Raw genomic sequence first — 15451 nt, forward strand, 5'->3', positions numbered from 1 at the left:
GAACTCACCTCTGGACCCGTCTCGGAGGATGACCGGAGGTGACGCTTCCGCCGGTGTCGCGCGCGTACCCCCGGGGTGTACCCGCCCAGGTGGGCGGGGACACGGCGTGCGGGCCGAGAGATCCCGGAAGGTCACCGCCAGCGACCGATCTCGACGTTCTCCAGGACGCCGAGCGCGTCCGGCACCAGGACCGCAGCCGAGTAGTAGGCCGTGACCAGGTACTTGATGATGGCCTGTTCGTTGACGCCCATGAACCGCACGGAGAGGCTCGGCTCGATCTCGTCGGGGATGCCGGAGGCCCGCAGACCGATGACGCCCTGGTCCTCCTCGCCGGTGCGCAGGGCGATGATGGAGGTCGTACGCTCTTCGGTGACCGGGATCTTGTTGCACGGGAAGATGGGCACGCCCCGCCAGGTGGGAATGCGGTTGCCGGCCATGTCGATGGTCTCCGGGACCAGCCCCCGCTTGTTGAGCTCGCGGCCGATGGCGGAGATCGCGCGCGGATGGGCGAGGAGCAGCTTGGTGCCGCGCCGCCTGCTGAGCAGTTCGTCCAGGTCGTCGGGGCCGGGTACGCCGTCGTGCGGCTGGATCCGCTGGTCGTACTCGCAGTTGTGCAGCAGGCCGAAGCTGCGGTTGTTGACGAGTTCGTGCTCCTGGCGCTCCTTCAGCGCCTCGACGGTCAGCCTGATCTGCTGCTCCGTCTGGTTCATGGGCTGGTTGTAGAGGTCGGCCACGCGTGAGTGGATGCGCAGCACGGTCTGGGCGACGCTCAGTTCGTACTCGCGGGGCCTGGCCTCGTAGTCGACGAAGGTGTGCGGGATGTCCGGCTCCCCGCTGTGGTCGGCCGCGAGGGCGATCTCCTTCTCGCCGTACTTGTTGGTGCGCTGGATGGGGATGGACCGCTGCTGCTGGAGGTGCCCACGCAGCGTCTCGGACCGCTCGGCGACCTGCTCGACGGCGTCGCGCGGCAGCACGAGCACGGTGCAGGCGGTCAGGGTGCGGGTGGTGTATTCCCAGATGGCGCCCTCGTCCAGCAGAGCCTGGTCGCCGAAGTAGGCGCCGTCGGCGAGGACTCCGAGGGATTCGTCGGCGCCGTAGGGACCGGTGCCGACCTTCTCGACCCTGCCGTGCGCCAGCAGGAACACCTCGTCGGCCGGACTGCCGAACGAGGTGATCACCTGGCCGGCCTCGATCTCCCGCTGCCGGCAGCGGGAGGCCAGCTCCGAGAGCACCTCCTCGTCCTCGTACGACCGCAGGGCCGGCAGCTCGCCCAGTTCGGCCGGGATGACCTCGACGCGGTCGCCGGTCTTCACGAACGTCACGCGTCCGTCGCCGACGGCGTACGTCAGCCGCCGGTTCACCCGGTACGTGCCTCCCTGCACGTCCACCCAGGGCAGCATGCGCAGCAGCCAGCGCGAGCTGATCTCCTGCATCTGCGGTACGGACTTGGTGGTGGTGGCCAGGTTCCGCGCCGCGGCCGTGCCGAGGCTCTGCTGCTGCCGGGTCTGCTCGGTGCGGACCTCTTCGCCTACCGACATAAAGAATTGCCCTCCCAGTTGTGACCGGCGCCCATCCGTGCCGGGCGTCGGTCTCCGCGACAAAGCCTTCCTCACGGAACGTGGCTGCGGTATTACCCGAATGAGCGGGAATGGATCTTCAATTGCGTGGGCATTCATGGGGATTCCGTTCGGCGGCGGTCCCGGGGTCGAACATTGTCCGGATCGGCCCGTACGGGGACCGAACGATTGGTTGCGTTCGCTCCGTTTAGGTACAAGCACCGGTACGAGACGGCTGCGACCGGCAGCCGTCGCGCTGCGAGAAGGAGGCGCGGCCCATGGCCCCACCCATGTCCGCGAGCGCGTTCCTGAGCTCTCTGAAGGCGGAGGGCCTCACGGTCGTCGAGGTCGGCGACTGGCGCGATCACAACCGCAACCACAAGGGCCCCTGGGGGCCGGTGCACGGCGTGATGATCCATCACACGGTCACCCGGGGCAGCGCCCGGACCGTGGACCTGTGCCGCAAGGGCTACTCGGGGCTGCCGGGCCCTCTGTGCCACGGCGTCATCACCAAGGACGGCAAGGTCCACCTCGTCGGCTACGGCCGCGCCAACCACGCCGGCCTGGGCGACGACGACGTGCTGCGTGCGGTGATCGCGGAGAAGGGGCTGCCCGCGGACAACGAGCAGAACACCGACGGCAACCGGCACTTCTACGGCTTCGAGTGCGAGAACCTGGGCGACGGGAAGGATCCCTGGCCCGCGGCGCAGCTGGAGGCCATCGAGAGAGCCGCCGCCGCGGTCTGCCGCCGCCACGGCTGGAACGAGCGGTCGGTGATCGGGCACCTGGAGTGGCAGCCCGGAAAGGTGGACCCGCGCGGGTTCACGATGGCGTCGATGCGGAAGCGGATCCGCGACCGGCTCAAGTGAGGCACGCGGGCACACGCGCGTGCGGGAGGACGGGCGGGAGGGAGAGCGGGAGGAGGGCCGGGGCCGGCCTGGCGACAATCCGTCGGAAGCTGTCGCCCGGCCCCCTGGGGGCGCGGCACACGCGCTTCTAGCGTGGTGAGTCACCGCAGGTCGTCCCAGGTAAAGGCCCCGCCATGCAATACGTCGCACCCGTAGCCATCGGTGTTCTCTACGCACTGCTGATGTCCTTCGTCCGCGAGCCGCACCGGCGGCGCCTGAACGCCGTCATGCTCGCCGGTGCGGGTGCCGCCTATCTCAGCGGGGGCGGCCTGGGCGGCTGGGAGTTCGCCTTCACCGCGCTGCTCGCCTACGTCGCGTTCCGCGGCCTGGATTCGTGGACGTTCATCGGCGTCGGCTGGCTGCTGCACACCGCGTGGGACGTCGTCCACCACCTCAAGGGCAGCCCCATCATCCCGTTCGCCCCCACCTCGTCGATGGGCTGCGCGATCTGCGACCCGGTGATCGCCCTGTGGTGTCTCCGGGGAGGCCCGTCCCTGATCGACCTCGTCCGCCGTCGACGACGCGGGCACCGCTCCGGCACCGGGGGATCCACGCCCGTCGAACCCGCCGGACACCCCGGCACGGGGGCACCGGCCCCGAGCGGCAGTTCGGGCTGACGGCGCACCTCGGCCGCGCGTTCGCCCGGAGCCCGGTCGGCAACGGCGAAATCCAGCCATGCTCACTCCACGGCCCGACCCGGCCGACCCGCCCGGCGCCCCGTGCCCCCCGCCGGGCGACAATGGCCCCGTGACCAGCCCGGACACCCCCGAACCCGACACCGGCCCGACGACAGGCGCCCGTCCCGGCCCCGATTCCGCGGTATCCACCCCCGTGGCCTCCACTCCCGTGGCCTCCACCACCGCGATCTCCACCGCCCCGGCCTCCGCAGCCTTCGCCGCCCCCGCCGGTCACGGAGGTCTCGCGGGTCTGCGCCCGCGGCTGCCCTCACCGGTGCAGGACATCGTGGACGAACGGTTCGAGCGGCGCGGGGTCCGGCTGGTACTGAAGCGGGACGATCTGATCCATCCGGAGCTGATCGGAAACAAGTGGCGCAAACTCGTGCCGAACCTGTCGGCGGCGGCCGGACGGACGGTGCTCACCTTCGGCGGCGCCTACTCCAACCATCTGCGGGCCACCGCCGCCGCCGGACGGCTGCTGGGACTGCCCACGGTCGGCGTGGTGCGCGGCCAGGAACTCGCCGGCCGCCCCCTCAACGCCTCGCTGGCCCGGTGCGTGGCCGACGGCATGCGGCTGCACTTCGTCGACCGGGCGACCTACCGCGGCAAGACCGCGCCGGCGACCCTCGCGGCCGTGCTGCGCGAGGCGGGCGCCGAGGACGCGTACGTCGTCCCCGAGGGCGGAAGCAACGCTCTCGCCGTGCACGGCTGCCAGGTGCTCGGGGAGGAGCTGGCCGGCCGGGCGGACGTGGTCGCGACGGCGTGCGGCACCGGCGGGACGCTCGCCGGGCTGGCCTCCGGCCTCGGCCCGGGCGGGCGTGCGCTGGGCGTTCCGGTGCTCAAGGGCGGTTTCCTGGCCGGCGGGATACGGGCACTGCAGGCCGAGGCGTTCGGCGGTCCGCGCGGCGACTGGAGCCTGGACGACCGCTTCCACTTCGGCGGTTACGCCCGGACCACCCCGGAACTCGACGCGTTCGCCGCGGACTTCGAGCGCCGGCACGGCGTACCCGTCGAACGTGTCTATGTCGCCAAGTTGCTTTACGCTCTTGTCGTCCTGGCGGAAGAAAACGCGTTCCCGCGCGGGAGCACGGTCGCGGCCGTCGTCACCGGGCGCCCTTTCCCGTGAGCGGGCGGGCCTGTGGGCAAGGGCTTCCGGGCGCCTCCGGACACGTCCCCGAGAGGACTCCGGTACGGACGGTTCGACCGTCTGACGTCTGGGTACGTCAATCCGGCGCGCGCTCTTCCCATTCGGGCCCGCAGACCCCTATCCACGGAGCGTATCCGTGGCTTTACTATGAGTGACAGCATGAGGTCGGGGTCCCGGGGACAGGACCATCCGGAGCGCGGTAGCGTCACCGCTGAACCACGTATCGCGTTATCCGGGGGCGACCCCGATCCTGAATGCTTGTACCACCTTGGAGGTGAGGGTGTCCCAGATCGCAGGCGAGCCCGCGACCCAGGACTTCGTGGAAGTCCGGCTGCCGGCCGCGGGTGCCTACCTGTCGGTGCTGCGTACGGCCACGGCCGGCCTCGCGGCCCGTTTGGACTTCACCCTCGACGAGATCGAGGACCTGCGCATCGCGGTCGACGAGGCCTGCGCGATCCTGCTTCAGCAGGCCGTGCCGGGTTCGGTGCTCAGTTGTGTCTTCCGCCTCGTCGACGACTCACTCGAAGTCACCGTCTCGGCGCCCACCACGGACGGCCACGCCCCTTCGCGCGACACCTTCGCGTGGACCGTGCTGTCCGCTCTCGCGGGCAAGGTCTCCTCCGCCGTGGACGAGGACAAAACCGTTTCGATCAGCCTCTACAAACAGCGCGGCGCGGGACCCGGGCCGGCGTGAGGAACGAGGACGGGCCGGTGCGGGACGAAGAACGCGGCACACGCGAACTGCCGGCCGAGCGGATCTCCGGCGGCATCGAGGGCATCGACGCCATCCCGGAACAGGCCCGGCCGCATCCGGAGGACGACTCCGCGGTGGCCGGTGCTCCGGACGGCGGGCAGCACGACCCCGCCGCGCGGAGCATGCCTGAGGCCGGCCGGCCCGGTGCCTCCTCCGGCCACGGGGGAGAGCGGGCGCGTGGTGAGCCGACGGCGGGGGACGAGGCGAGCGCTCGGGGAAGGGCGACGGGCGGGACGATGAACGAGCACGAGCGACACGCCGAGAGCGAGGTGCCGCGGGCGCCGGGCGCGCAGGGCGCCCGGCGCACCCCGGACACCCCGGGCACGCACGGCGCGCAGCGCGACCCGCAGGATCGCAGCGGGGCGCGTGCCTTGTTCCTCGAGCTGCGCACCCTGCAGGACGGCACTCCGGAGTACGCGGAGTTGCGCAACCGGCTGGTCCGCATGCATCTGCCGCTCGTCGAGCACCTCGCGCGCCGCTTCCGCAACCGCGGGGAGCCGCTGGACGACCTGACCCAGGTCGCCACCATCGGTCTGATCAAGTCGGTCGACCGCTTCGACCCGGACCGTGGCGTGGAGTTCTCGACGTACGCGACCCCGACGGTCGTCGGCGAGATCAAGCGGCACTTCCGCGACAAGGGCTGGGCGGTACGCGTCCCCCGCAGGCTGCAGGAGCTGCGGCTGGCGCTGACGACGGCGACGGCCGAGCTCTCGCAGCAGCACGGCCGCTCCCCCACCGTCCACGAACTCGCCGAGAAGCTGGCGATCTCGGAGGAGGAGGTCCTGGAGGGCCTGGAGTCCGCCAACGCGTACTCCACGCTGTCCCTGGACGTCCCCGACACCGACGACGAGTCCCCGGCCGTCGCGGACACCCTGGGCGCGGAGGACGAGGCGCTGGAGGGCGTGGAGTACCGCGAGTCGCTGAAGCCGCTGCTCGAGGACCTGCCTCCGCGCGAGAAGCGGATTCTGCTGCTGCGCTTCTTCGGCAACATGACCCAGTCGCAGATCGCCCAGGAGGTGGGCATCTCCCAGATGCACGTCTCCCGGCTGCTGGCCCGCACGCTGGCCCAGTTGCGGGAGAAGCTGCTCGTGGAGGAGTGAGCCCCGAAAGGCGGTCCGGGCCGTGACCCGCGCCCCGGGTCGCGGGGTTTTACTTCTCGGTGTTTCCGGGCCCCCGGATACCGAGGGCCCGGGTCGTCTCGGGGTTCAGCAGCAGGACCAGGGCCGTGACGGCCACCACCGCGAGCACGATCCCCGCCGGGATGGCCACGCTGTCGGACTGCAGCAGGTTGTAGGCCACCGGCAGGGCCAGGAGCTGGGTGATGACGGCCGGGCCGCGGCTCCAGCCGCGGCGTCCGAGCAGCCCGCGCGCGGCGAGCAGCGGCAGCAGGGCGAGGACCGCGAGCGTCACTCCGCCGGTGACGGCCTGCTGCCGGTCGTCCGGCTGTCCTGTGAGCCCGAGGACCAGCATCCAGACCCCGCCGACCAGCAGAGCCAGCCCTTCCAGGGCGGCGAGCCCCGCGGCGTACGTCAGGCGGCGCGGGCGGGGGCCGGCGGGGGCCGGGGCGGTGGTGGGGGTCTGCTCGCTGCTCACCCTTGAAGGGTAGCCCTCGGCCTGGGCCCCGGTACCACCCAGTAGGTACCCTGCAACGCATGCGTGCACTTCTCGTGGTCAATCCGGCGGCAACCACCACAAGTGCGCGTACGCGCGATGTGCTGATCCACGCCCTCGCCAGCGAGATGAAGCTGGAGGCGGTCACCACCGAGTACCGCGGCCACGCGCGCGACCTGGGCCGGCAGGCGGCGGAGAGCGACGACATCGACCTGGTGGTGGCCCTCGGCGGCGACGGCACGGTCAACGAGGTCGTCAACGGCCTGCTGCACGCCGGCCCCGATCCGGAGCACCTGCCCGGTTTCGCCGTGGTCCCCGGCGGCTCCACCAACGTCTTCGCCCGCGCCCTGGACCTGCCCAACCATCCCGTGGAGGCCACCGGCGCCCTGCTGGACGCCCTGCGCGAGGGCCGCGAACGCACCGTCGGCCTGGGCCTGACGTCGGGCACACCGGGAACGGACGACGAAGGCGTGCCGCCCCGCTGGTTCACCTTCAACGCGGGGCTGGGCTTCGACGCCGGTGTGGTCGGCCGGGTGGAACAGCACCGGGAGCGCGGGAAGAAGTCCACTCACGCGCTGTACATGCGTCAGGTCGTGCGTCAGCTGATCGGTGAACCGCACCGCCGGAACGGCGTGATAACGCTCGAGCAGCCGGGCGAGGACCCGGTCAGGGATCTGGCGCTCTCCATAGTCTCGAACGCCTCCCCGTGGACGTTTCTCGGCAATCGCCCGATCTACGCGTCACCTAAGGCCTCGTTCGATACCGGCCTCGACATCTTCGGTCTGAAGCGGCTGTCCGCCTCCGCCCTTGCCCGGTATGGCACCCAGTTGCTCACTTCGTCCCCCGAGCGCGGACCCCGGGGCAGGCATGTGACCGCGAGGCACGACCTGACCCAGTTCACCTTGCATTCGAAGGTGCCACTGCCCCTCCAGATGGACGGCGACCACCTCGGACTGCGAACCAGCGTGACGTTCACAGGCGTTCGCCGTGCACTGCGTGTGATTGTGTGAGCGGAAAAGGCCAAAGTCCTTTCACTCGAACGTTTAGGCCAGGATCCACCCCATGGAAGTACGGCTGTGACCTAGTCGACACCGATGAATCAAAAAAAACTTTCCGGAAGGGGTTGTATCCGCCGCCGAGGTTTGCGAGTCTCTACATGGCGATCGGGACGGCCCGCAACACCGGCCTCCACAGATCACCGGAACCCCTCTTCAAACCCAAGGACCACGCCAGGGAACCTGGCGTTCGGCCCTTCACTTGTTGGGGGATTCGTGAAAGCGTTCACATTCACAAGCCACATGTAGTTCATACCAAGGAGAGGTAGCAGCCATGGACTGGCGTCACAACGCCGTTTGCCGCGAGGAAGACCCCGAGCTCTTCTTCCCCATCGGCAACACCGGTCCTGCGCTGCTGCAGATCGAGGAAGCCAAGGCCGTCTGCCGTCGCTGCCCGGTGATCGAGAGCTGCCTTCAGTGGGCACTCGAGTCCGGTCAGGACTCCGGCGTCTGGGGTGGTCTCAGCGAGGACGAGCGCCGCGCAATGAAGCGCCGCGCCGCCCGCAACCGGGCCCGTCAGGCCTCCGCCTGACAACCCACCCCTGCTGACAGCCTGAGCTTGGCGGCGCGTACAGCGCGTACGCTTCTCCCGCCCCCGAGCCGCAGCACGCAGTTCCCCGGTGCTCCCCCGAGTCCCGGCTCATCTCGAGCCGGAGGGGAACCCATCAGTCAAGCAAGAGCCCCGGACGGGGTAACCGTCCGGGGCTTTTCGCTGCGCTCCCACATCAGGGGCCGGCCACGTCACCGGCCCGCGTCACCGGCGCACGTCACTCGTCGTCACTTGTCCATGGCCACCGGCACGTCCAGGATCACCCGCGTCCCCCCGTCCGGGGCCGGCACCATGTCGAAAGTGCCGCCCAACTCGCCCTCCACCAGGGTCCGTACGATGTGCAGCCCCAGGTTGCCGCCGGTGTGCGGGTCGAAGTCCTCGGGCAGGCCGACGCCGTCGTCCTGGACGGTGACCAGCAGGCGGGCCTCCTTGGTGGTGCCGCCGCGGACCGCGGTCACCTCGACCGTGCCGATGTCACCCTCGCGGAAGCCGTGCTCCAGGGCGTTCTGCAGGACCTCCGTCAGCACCATCGACAGCGGGGTGGCGACCTCCGCGTCGAGTATGCCGAAGCGGCCGGTGCGCCGGCCGGTGACCTTGCCCGGCGAGATCTCGGCGACCATCGCCAGGACACGGTCGGCGATCTCGTCGAACTCCACCCGCTCGTCCAGGTTCTGGGAGAGCGTCTCGTGCACGATCGCGATGGAACCGACCCGGCGCACCGCCTCCTCCAGCGCTGCGCGGCCGCGCTCGGAGCCGATCCGCCGGGCCTGGAGGCGCAATAGTGCCGCCACCGTCTGGAGGTTGTTCTTCACCCGGTGGTGGATCTCCCGGATGGTCGCGTCCTTGGTGATCAGCTCCCGTTCACGGCGGCGAAGTTCGGTGACGTCCCGGAGCAGGACCAGCGAACCGATGCGGGTTCCCTTCGGCTTGAGCGGGATCGCCCGGAACTGGATCACCCCGCCCGGCGCCTCGATCTCGAACTCGCGCGGCGCCCAGCCGCTGGCGACCTTCGCCAGCGCCTCGTCCACCGGCCCGCGGGAAGGTGCCAGTTCGGCGGTGGTCCGGCCGAGGTGGTGGCCGACCAGGTCGGACGCCAGGCCCATCCGGTGGTAGGCGGACAGGGCGTTCGGGGAGGCGTACTGGACGATCCCCTCGGCGTCGAGCCGGATCAGCCCGTCCCCCACCCGGGGCAGCGCGTCCATGTCGAGCTGCTGGTTCGCGAACGGGAAGGCACCGGCCGCGATCATCTGGGCGAGGTCGGAGGCGCTCTGGAGGTAGGTGAGCTCCAGCCGGCTGGGAGTACGCACGGTGAGCAGGTTGGTGTTGCGCGCGATGACCCCGAGTACGCGGCCCTCCCGCCGTACGGGAATGGACTCGACGCGGACCGGGACCTCCTCGCGCCACTCCGGGTCGCCCTCGCGCACGATCCGCCCCTCGTCCAGGGCCGCGTCCAGCATGGGGCGGCGGCCGCGCGGGACGAGATGGCCGACCATGTCGTCCTGGTACGAGGTCGGGCCGGTGTTGGGCCGCATCTGCGCGACGGAGACATAGCGGGTGCCGTCGCGGGTGGGGACCCACAGGACCAGGTCGGCGAAGGAGAGGTCGGAGAGCAGCTGCCACTCCGAGACCAGCAGATGAAGCCACTCGAGATCGGAGTCGTCGAGAGCGGTGTGCTGGTGTACGAGTTCGTTCATGGAGGGCACGTCAGCGAGCGTACCGGGACGTCGCGCCCTCCCCCGGAAGCACCCGCGGGCCGCGGCGCCTGAGAGGGACCCTCAGCCCTCCCGGCACCGCAGCCCGGAGCGACATCGGCCACGGGGTGTGCGGTCCCGTTCGGCCGAGGGATGAGGATCCGGGGCAGTCAGGGCAGAGAGCTCCGGGTCCTCGGTCCGCCTTCCTGTGCGGGGAAGGCAGGCTTGCGTGCGCTGCACTGTTACGCATTGTGGACTAGACCACTACCCGTGTCCATGTGTCGGAGACTGTTCATTGTTGTCTTTTTCGCGAGCACGCGATCGCGTGCTCACGCGACCGCCGGGACGACGGCCGAGCGGGACAACGGCCGAGCGGACATACGGGCGTCCGCCACGCACCCTATCCCGCAAGCGTGCGTCAGGGAACGGAATTCCATGGTCATTTCGGTTGACGGGCCGCGGCCGTCCCGCACTGGGATGCTGAGGAGAGGACGGGGAGCGGACTCCCGCGGGAAACGCCGCCGCCCTTCGCCTGGGAGCGGACCCCCCGCTCTGTTAGATTGAGATTGGTCTAAACCACATGGCTGCCCCGCTCCCCTCCGGGGCCGGCCCCAGACGAGTCCCCTCCCAGAACGGCAGGCTCAGCGTGGAAGTTGTCATCGTTCCGGACGCCAAGGCCGGCGGCGCGCTCATCGCCGGGGCCATGGCCGATCTCCTGCGGCGCACCCCCGACGCCCTGCTCGGCGTGGCCACCGGCTCGACGCCCCTGCCCGTCTACGAGGCACTGGCGGCCCAGGTGCGCTCCGGTGCCGTGGACACCTCCCGGGCGAGGATCGCCCAGCTCGACGAGTACGTGGGGCTGCCCGCCGACCACCCCGAGTCCTACCGCTCGGTGCTCCGGCGCGAGGTCCTGGAGCCGCTCGGCATCGGTATGGACGCCTTCATGGGCCCCGACGGCACGGCCGAGGACGTACAGGCCGCGTGCGAGGCGTACGACAGGGCGCTGGCCGGGGCCGGCGGCGTCGACCTGCAGCTGCTCGGCATCGGGACGGACGGGCACATCGGGTTCAACGAGCCGTGCTCCTCACTCGTCTCGCGCACCCGGATCAAGACGCTGACCGAGCAGACCCGGGTGGACAACGCGCGCTTCTTCGACGACGACATCGACCAGGTCCCGCACCACGTCATCACCCAGGGCATCGGCACCATCCTGGAGGCCCGCCACCTGGTCCTGCTCGCCACCGGCGAGGGCAAGGCGGACGCGGTCGCCGCGACCGTCGAGGGCCCGGTGGCCGCGGTGTGCCCGGCGTCCGCCCTGCAGCTGCACCCGCACGCCACGGTCGTGGTCGACGAGGCCGCCGCGAGCAAGCTCAAGCTCGCGGACTACTTCCGGCACACCTACGCCAACAAGCCGGACTGGCAGGGGATCTGACCGGAAGCCCCCGGGCGCTCCTCGCTCCGTGCCGCGGCCCCGGGGCCGCCCGGGGTCGCTCCGGGCCGCAGCTGCCCCGGGCGGCCGCGGTGGACTAGACCAACCCCCGGCTCGGCGGTATACAGAGGGGATCACGGAGCGTACGGGGGGAACATCCCCGGCCGCGGTCGTGCCACGATGTGGGCCGGGGCCGATGGGGTGTCGGCCGTTCGGCACTCGGAGCCGGGAAGGCAGAGCATGAGCACCGACGTCAGCAGTACGGAGAACGAGGGCGGGGCCACGGTCCGTACGGCGCGCGTGCCCAAGTACTACCGCTTGAAGAAGCATCTGCTCGACATGACGGAGACGGCTCCTCCCGGTACTCCGGTCCCGCCCGAGCGGACCCTGGCGGCGGAGTTCGACACCTCGCGCACCACCGTGCGCCAGGCGCTCCAGGAGCTGGTGGTCGAGGGGCGTCTGGAGCGCATCCAGGGCAAGGGCACCTTCGTCGCCAAGCCCAAGGTCTCACAGGCGCTGCAACTCACCTCGTACACCGAGGACATGCGTGCGCAGGGCCTGGAGCCCACCTCGCAGCTGCTGGACGTCGGCTACATCACCGCCGACGACGGCCTCGCCTCACTGCTCGACATCGCCGCCGGCGGACGGGTGCTGCGCATCGAGCGGCTGCGCATGGCGAACGGCGAGCCGATGGCCATCGAGACCACCCACCTCAGCGCGAAGCGCTTCCCGGCGCTGCGCCGCAGCCTGGTCAAGTACACCTCCCTCTACACCGCCCTCGCCGAGGTGTACGACGTCCATCTGGCGGAGGCCGAGGAGACCATCGAGACCTCCCTGGCCACTCCGCGCGAGGCCGGCCTGCTCGGCACCGATGTGGGGCTGCCGATGCTGATGCTCTCCCGGCACTCGCTGGACCGGGACGGGCAGCCGGTGGAATGGGTGCGCTCGGTGTACCGGGGCGACCGGTACAAGTTCGTGGCCCGGCTGAAGCGCCCGCAGGACTGAGCCCGAAGCCGGACCCCGCCGCCGGATCCCACCGCCGAGCCTCACAGCCGGACCCCGCGGCCCGGAGCGCCCGGAGGGGCGGTGCCGAGCCGTGCGCGGAACAGCACAAGCCGGACGGTTGACGGAGAATCCACCGCCCTCGAGTCAGCCTTCCGTGGAGTTTAAGTACGCAATCCCCACGAGGGGTTCCGCCCCGCTCCGGCGCTGACCTAGATTTCCTGCGCATTGCGCAGCGCAGGCGATCAGCGAGGGGACGGAGTCGTTCGATGTCGCAAGCCCCAGATTCCAGCAGAGGCCCGGTGGTGACGCCCGCACGCGTCGTCATCGGCGTCTGTCTCGTAGCACCGTTCGTGGCCATGCTGTGGGTCGGCTCGTACGCGAAGACCGACCCCACCTTCATCGGCATCCCGTTCTTCTACTGGTACCAGATGCTCTGGGTGCTGGTCTCCACCGTCCTGACGGTGATCGCGTACAAGCTGTGGCAGCGTGACCAGCGTGCCCGCGCGGCGGCGAAGGGCGGTGCCGGGCGATGAACGACGGCGTGAACGGCGTGGCACTCGCCGTCTTCATCTTCTTCTTCGTCCTCGTCACGGCGATGGGCTTCCTGGCCGCCCGCTGGCGCAAGGCGGCGAACGAGAACAGCCTCGACGAATGGGGCCTGGGCGGACGGTCGTTCGGCACCTGGGTCACCTGGTTCCTGCTCGGCGGCGACCTGTACACGGCGTACACCTTCGTGGCCGTACCGGCGGCGATCTACGCGGCGGGCGCGGCCGGCTTCTTCGCCGTGCCGTACACCATCCTCGTCTACCCGCTGATCTTCACCTTCCTGCCGCGGCTGTGGTCGGTGTCGCACAAGCACGGCTATGTGACGACGTCCGACTTCGTACGCGGCCGGTTCGGCTCGAAGGGGCTGTCGCTGGCGGTGGCGGTCACCGGCATCCTGGCGACGATGCCGTACATCGCGCTCCAGCTGGTCGGCATCCAGGCCGTGCTGGACGTGATGGGCGTCGGCGGCGGCGAGGACACCAACTGGTTCGTCAAGGACCTGCCGCTGCTGATCGCCTTCGGTGTGCTGGCGGCGTACACGTACTCGTCGGGTCTGCGGGCCCCCGCGCTGATCGCGTTCGTGAAGGACACGCTGATCTACCTCGTGATCGCGGTGGCGATCATCTACATCCCGATCAAGCTGGGCGGCTTCGACGACATCTTCGCCAGGGCGAGCGAGGCGTACAGCGAGACCAACCCGGCCACGGGCGCGCCGCGCGGTTCGCTGGTGCCGGGCGAGGCGGGGCAGTGGACTTACGCCACGCTGGCGTTGGGCTCGGCGCTCGCGCTGTTCATGTACCCGCACTCGATCACCGCGACGCTGTCCTCGCGCAGCCGTGAGGTGATCCGTCGCAACACCACGATCCTGCCGCTGTACTCGCTGATGCTGGGCCTGCTGGCGCTGCTCGGCTTCATGGCGATCGCGGCCGGGGTCGATGTCAGCAACGGGCAGCTGGCGATCCCCCAGTTGTTCGAGAACATGTTCCCGGACTGGTTCGCCGGCGTGGCCTTCGCCGCCATCGGCATCGGGGCGCTGGTGCCGGCGGCGATCATGTCGATCGCCGCCGCGAACCTGTTCACCCGCAACATCTACAAGGACTTCATCAAACCGGACGCGACACCCGCGCAGGAGACCAAGGTCTCCAAGGTGGTCTCGCTGCTCGTGAAGGTGGGCGCGCTGGCCTTCGTCCTCACCATGGACAAGACGGTCGCCATCAACTTCCAGCTCCTCGGCGGCATCTGGATCCTGCAGACCTTCCCCGCCCTGGTGGGCGGCCTGTTCACCCGCTGGTTCCACCGCTGGGCACTGCTCGCGGGCTGGGCGGTCGGCATGGTCTACGGCACGGTCGCGGCGTACGGGGTGGCCTCGCCGACGCAGAAGCACTTCGGCGGCTCCTCGGAGGAGATTCCGGGGATCGGCGAGATCGGCTACATCGGCCTCACCGCCTTCGTGATCAACGCCCTGGTCACGATCGCCCTGACCTTCGTCCTGAAGGCCGTCAAGGCGCCCGAGGGCCTCGACGAGACCCGGCCGCAGGACTACACGGCGGACGCGGGCGATCCGGGCGTCAGCACCGAGCTGCCCCTGGACACGGCCGAAACGGCCGACGCGGCCGCCGACGGCAGGCACTGACGCGGTACGCGGGTACGGCAAGGGGCCACCGGACGTCTCCGGCGGCCCCTTGCCGTACCCGCGTGGGGCACACTCGCCCCATGGACATCGTCATCCGGCCGGTGGAGCCGTACGAGTTCGGGGAACTCGGTGAGATCACCGCGCAGGCCTACCTGCGCGACGGACTGCTCGACTTCGGGGAGAGCGACGCGTACCTCGGTGAGCTCAGGGACGTCGCCGGGCGGGCCGCGGCCGCCGAGGTACTGGTCGCCGTGGAGGGCACCGGGGCGCCTGCCGGGGTGGCGGGGGCGGGCGGGGCGGGGCGAGTGCTGGGCGGGGTGACGTTCGTGCCGCGCGGCGGGCCGATGGCCGACATCGCCGGGCCCGGCGAGGCGGAGATCCGGATGCTCGCGGTCGCCCGCGCCGCCCGGCGCCGGGGTGTCGGGGAGGCCCTCGTCCGCGCCTGTGCCGACCGGGCACGGGCCACGGAGGGGTGCGTACGGATCGTGCTGTCGACCCAGCGGACGATGCGTGCGGCCCACCGCGTCTACGAGCGTCTCGGCTTCGTCCGCTCTCCCGGGCGGGACTGGAACCCTGTTCCGCACCTGGACGACATCACGCTGCTCACCTATGAGCTGACGCTCTGACACTCCTGCGGCCCTGCGCCACAGCACCCGCCGGGACACAAGATATGGGGCTGCCGACAGCACCCGGCACAAGATGTATGCTCATGCTCGCTGTCGCCGCAGGGGAATCCGGTGCGAATCCGGAACTGTCCCGCAACGGTGTACTTGTGCGTGTTCGCGTTTTCCGCGTGCCCGCACGGGCTTCAGTCCGAGGACCTGCCGACAGTGCGCCCGGCCGTCCGGTCCGGGTGCCTGACGTCCGGGCCTCGCGGAATGGGCCGGTG

15 protein-coding genes and 1 riboswitch are annotated in these 15451 nt (G+C 70.4%); of the genes, 12 read left to right on the top strand and 3 right to left on the bottom strand.

All coding sequences use genetic code 11. The features are described from left to right. Nucleotides 1-131: 131 nt before the first annotated feature. Entirely contained in the window at nucleotides 132-1538 is a 1407-nt protein-coding gene (locus tag ACIF80_RS00990; protein WP_399797730.1) for a family 2B encapsulin nanocompartment shell protein, read from the bottom strand. A 308-nt stretch (nucleotides 1539-1846) separates the two neighbouring features. On the opposite strand from ACIF80_RS00990, the gene ACIF80_RS00995 reads away from it, so the two are divergent. The 5 genes from ACIF80_RS00995 (at nucleotide 1847) to ACIF80_RS01015 (ending at nucleotide 6142) form a co-directional block, all read left to right on the top strand. Continuing rightward, nucleotides 1847-2425 (top strand): N-acetylmuramoyl-L-alanine amidase, encoded by a 579-nt coding sequence (locus ACIF80_RS00995; RefSeq protein WP_388437251.1) that lies wholly within the window; start codon nucleotides 1847-1849, stop codon nucleotides 2423-2425. 173 nt (nucleotides 2426-2598) lie between these two features. Continuing rightward, nucleotides 2599-3081: a DUF6010 family protein gene (locus ACIF80_RS01000; protein WP_399797733.1), complete on the top strand. Its 483-nt coding sequence runs from the start codon at nucleotides 2599-2601 to the stop codon at nucleotides 3079-3081. A 247-nt stretch (nucleotides 3082-3328) separates the two neighbouring features. Then, on the top strand, nucleotides 3329-4267 hold the full coding sequence (locus tag ACIF80_RS01005; protein WP_399799348.1) for a 1-aminocyclopropane-1-carboxylate deaminase/D-cysteine desulfhydrase: 939 nt from the start codon (nucleotides 3329-3331) through the stop codon (nucleotides 4265-4267). Nucleotides 4268-4568: 301 nt separating this feature from the next. Continuing rightward, entirely contained in the window at nucleotides 4569-4982 is a 414-nt protein-coding gene (locus tag ACIF80_RS01010) for an anti-sigma regulatory factor (protein ID WP_004925829.1), read from the top strand. Nucleotides 4983-4999: 17 nt separating this feature from the next. After that, nucleotides 5000-6142 (top strand): RNA polymerase sigma factor SigF, encoded by a 1143-nt coding sequence (locus ACIF80_RS01015; protein WP_399797736.1) that lies wholly within the window; start codon nucleotides 5000-5002, stop codon nucleotides 6140-6142. Nucleotides 6143-6191: 49 nt separating this feature from the next. Here the strand turns inward: ACIF80_RS01015 and ACIF80_RS01020 are convergent, their stop codons facing one another. Further along, nucleotides 6192-6635 carry a hypothetical protein gene (locus tag ACIF80_RS01020; RefSeq protein WP_399797739.1) on the bottom strand — a complete coding sequence of 148 codons (444 nt, stop codon included), beginning with the start codon at nucleotides 6633-6635 and terminating at the stop codon, nucleotides 6192-6194. A 59-nt stretch (nucleotides 6636-6694) separates the two neighbouring features. Here ACIF80_RS01020 and ACIF80_RS01025 point away from each other — a divergent pair, with 59 nt between their 5' ends. Both ACIF80_RS01025 and ACIF80_RS01030 read left to right on the top strand, forming a co-directional pair. Next, nucleotides 6695-7663, top strand: a complete 969-nt coding sequence (locus ACIF80_RS01025; protein ID WP_399797741.1) for a diacylglycerol/lipid kinase family protein — start codon at nucleotides 6695-6697, stop codon at nucleotides 7661-7663. 319 nt (nucleotides 7664-7982) lie between these two features. Beyond that, nucleotides 7983-8240: a WhiB family transcriptional regulator gene (locus ACIF80_RS01030; RefSeq protein ID WP_030219886.1), complete on the top strand. Its 258-nt coding sequence runs from the start codon at nucleotides 7983-7985 to the stop codon at nucleotides 8238-8240. Nucleotides 8241-8485: 245 nt separating this feature from the next. On the opposite strand, the gene ACIF80_RS01035 is transcribed toward ACIF80_RS01030, so the two are convergent. After that, nucleotides 8486-9961 carry a PAS domain-containing sensor histidine kinase gene (locus ACIF80_RS01035; RefSeq protein ID WP_399797744.1) on the bottom strand — a complete coding sequence of 492 codons (1476 nt, stop codon included), beginning with the start codon at nucleotides 9959-9961 and terminating at the stop codon, nucleotides 8486-8488. A gap of 634 nt (nucleotides 9962-10595) precedes the next feature. Between ACIF80_RS01035 and nagB the strand changes: the two genes are divergently transcribed. From nagB to ACIF80_RS01060, 5 genes are all read left to right on the top strand, one after another. Continuing rightward, nucleotides 10596-11381: a glucosamine-6-phosphate deaminase gene (gene nagB / locus ACIF80_RS01040; protein WP_399799351.1), complete on the top strand. Its 786-nt coding sequence runs from the start codon at nucleotides 10596-10598 to the stop codon at nucleotides 11379-11381. Nucleotides 11382-11618: 237 nt separating this feature from the next. Beyond that, entirely contained in the window at nucleotides 11619-12383 is a 765-nt protein-coding gene (locus ACIF80_RS01045; protein ID WP_399797747.1) for a GntR family transcriptional regulator, read from the top strand. A 266-nt stretch (nucleotides 12384-12649) separates the two neighbouring features. Further along, nucleotides 12650-12916 (top strand): DUF3311 domain-containing protein, encoded by a 267-nt coding sequence (locus tag ACIF80_RS01050; protein ID WP_399797749.1) that lies wholly within the window; start codon nucleotides 12650-12652, stop codon nucleotides 12914-12916. Further along, the gene (mctP, locus tag ACIF80_RS01055; protein ID WP_399797751.1) at nucleotides 12913-14562 is read left to right on the top strand and encodes a monocarboxylate uptake permease MctP; all 1650 of its coding nucleotides are present in this window, start codon (nucleotides 12913-12915) and stop codon (nucleotides 14560-14562) included. Before ACIF80_RS01050 ends, mctP begins: the two co-directional genes overlap by 4 nt. Nucleotides 14563-14642: 80 nt before the next feature. Beyond that, nucleotides 14643-15188: a GNAT family N-acetyltransferase gene (locus tag ACIF80_RS01060; protein WP_399797753.1), complete on the top strand. Its 546-nt coding sequence runs from the start codon at nucleotides 14643-14645 to the stop codon at nucleotides 15186-15188. A gap of 102 nt (nucleotides 15189-15290) precedes the next feature. Continuing rightward, nucleotides 15291-15384, top strand: a riboswitch (cobalamin riboswitch). Nucleotides 15385-15451 lie beyond the last annotated feature (67 nt).

The organism is Streptomyces sp. NPDC085927 (genome assembly GCF_044540975.1).
Classification (GTDB): domain Bacteria; phylum Actinomycetota; class Actinomycetes; order Streptomycetales; family Streptomycetaceae; genus Streptomyces; species Streptomyces hirsutus.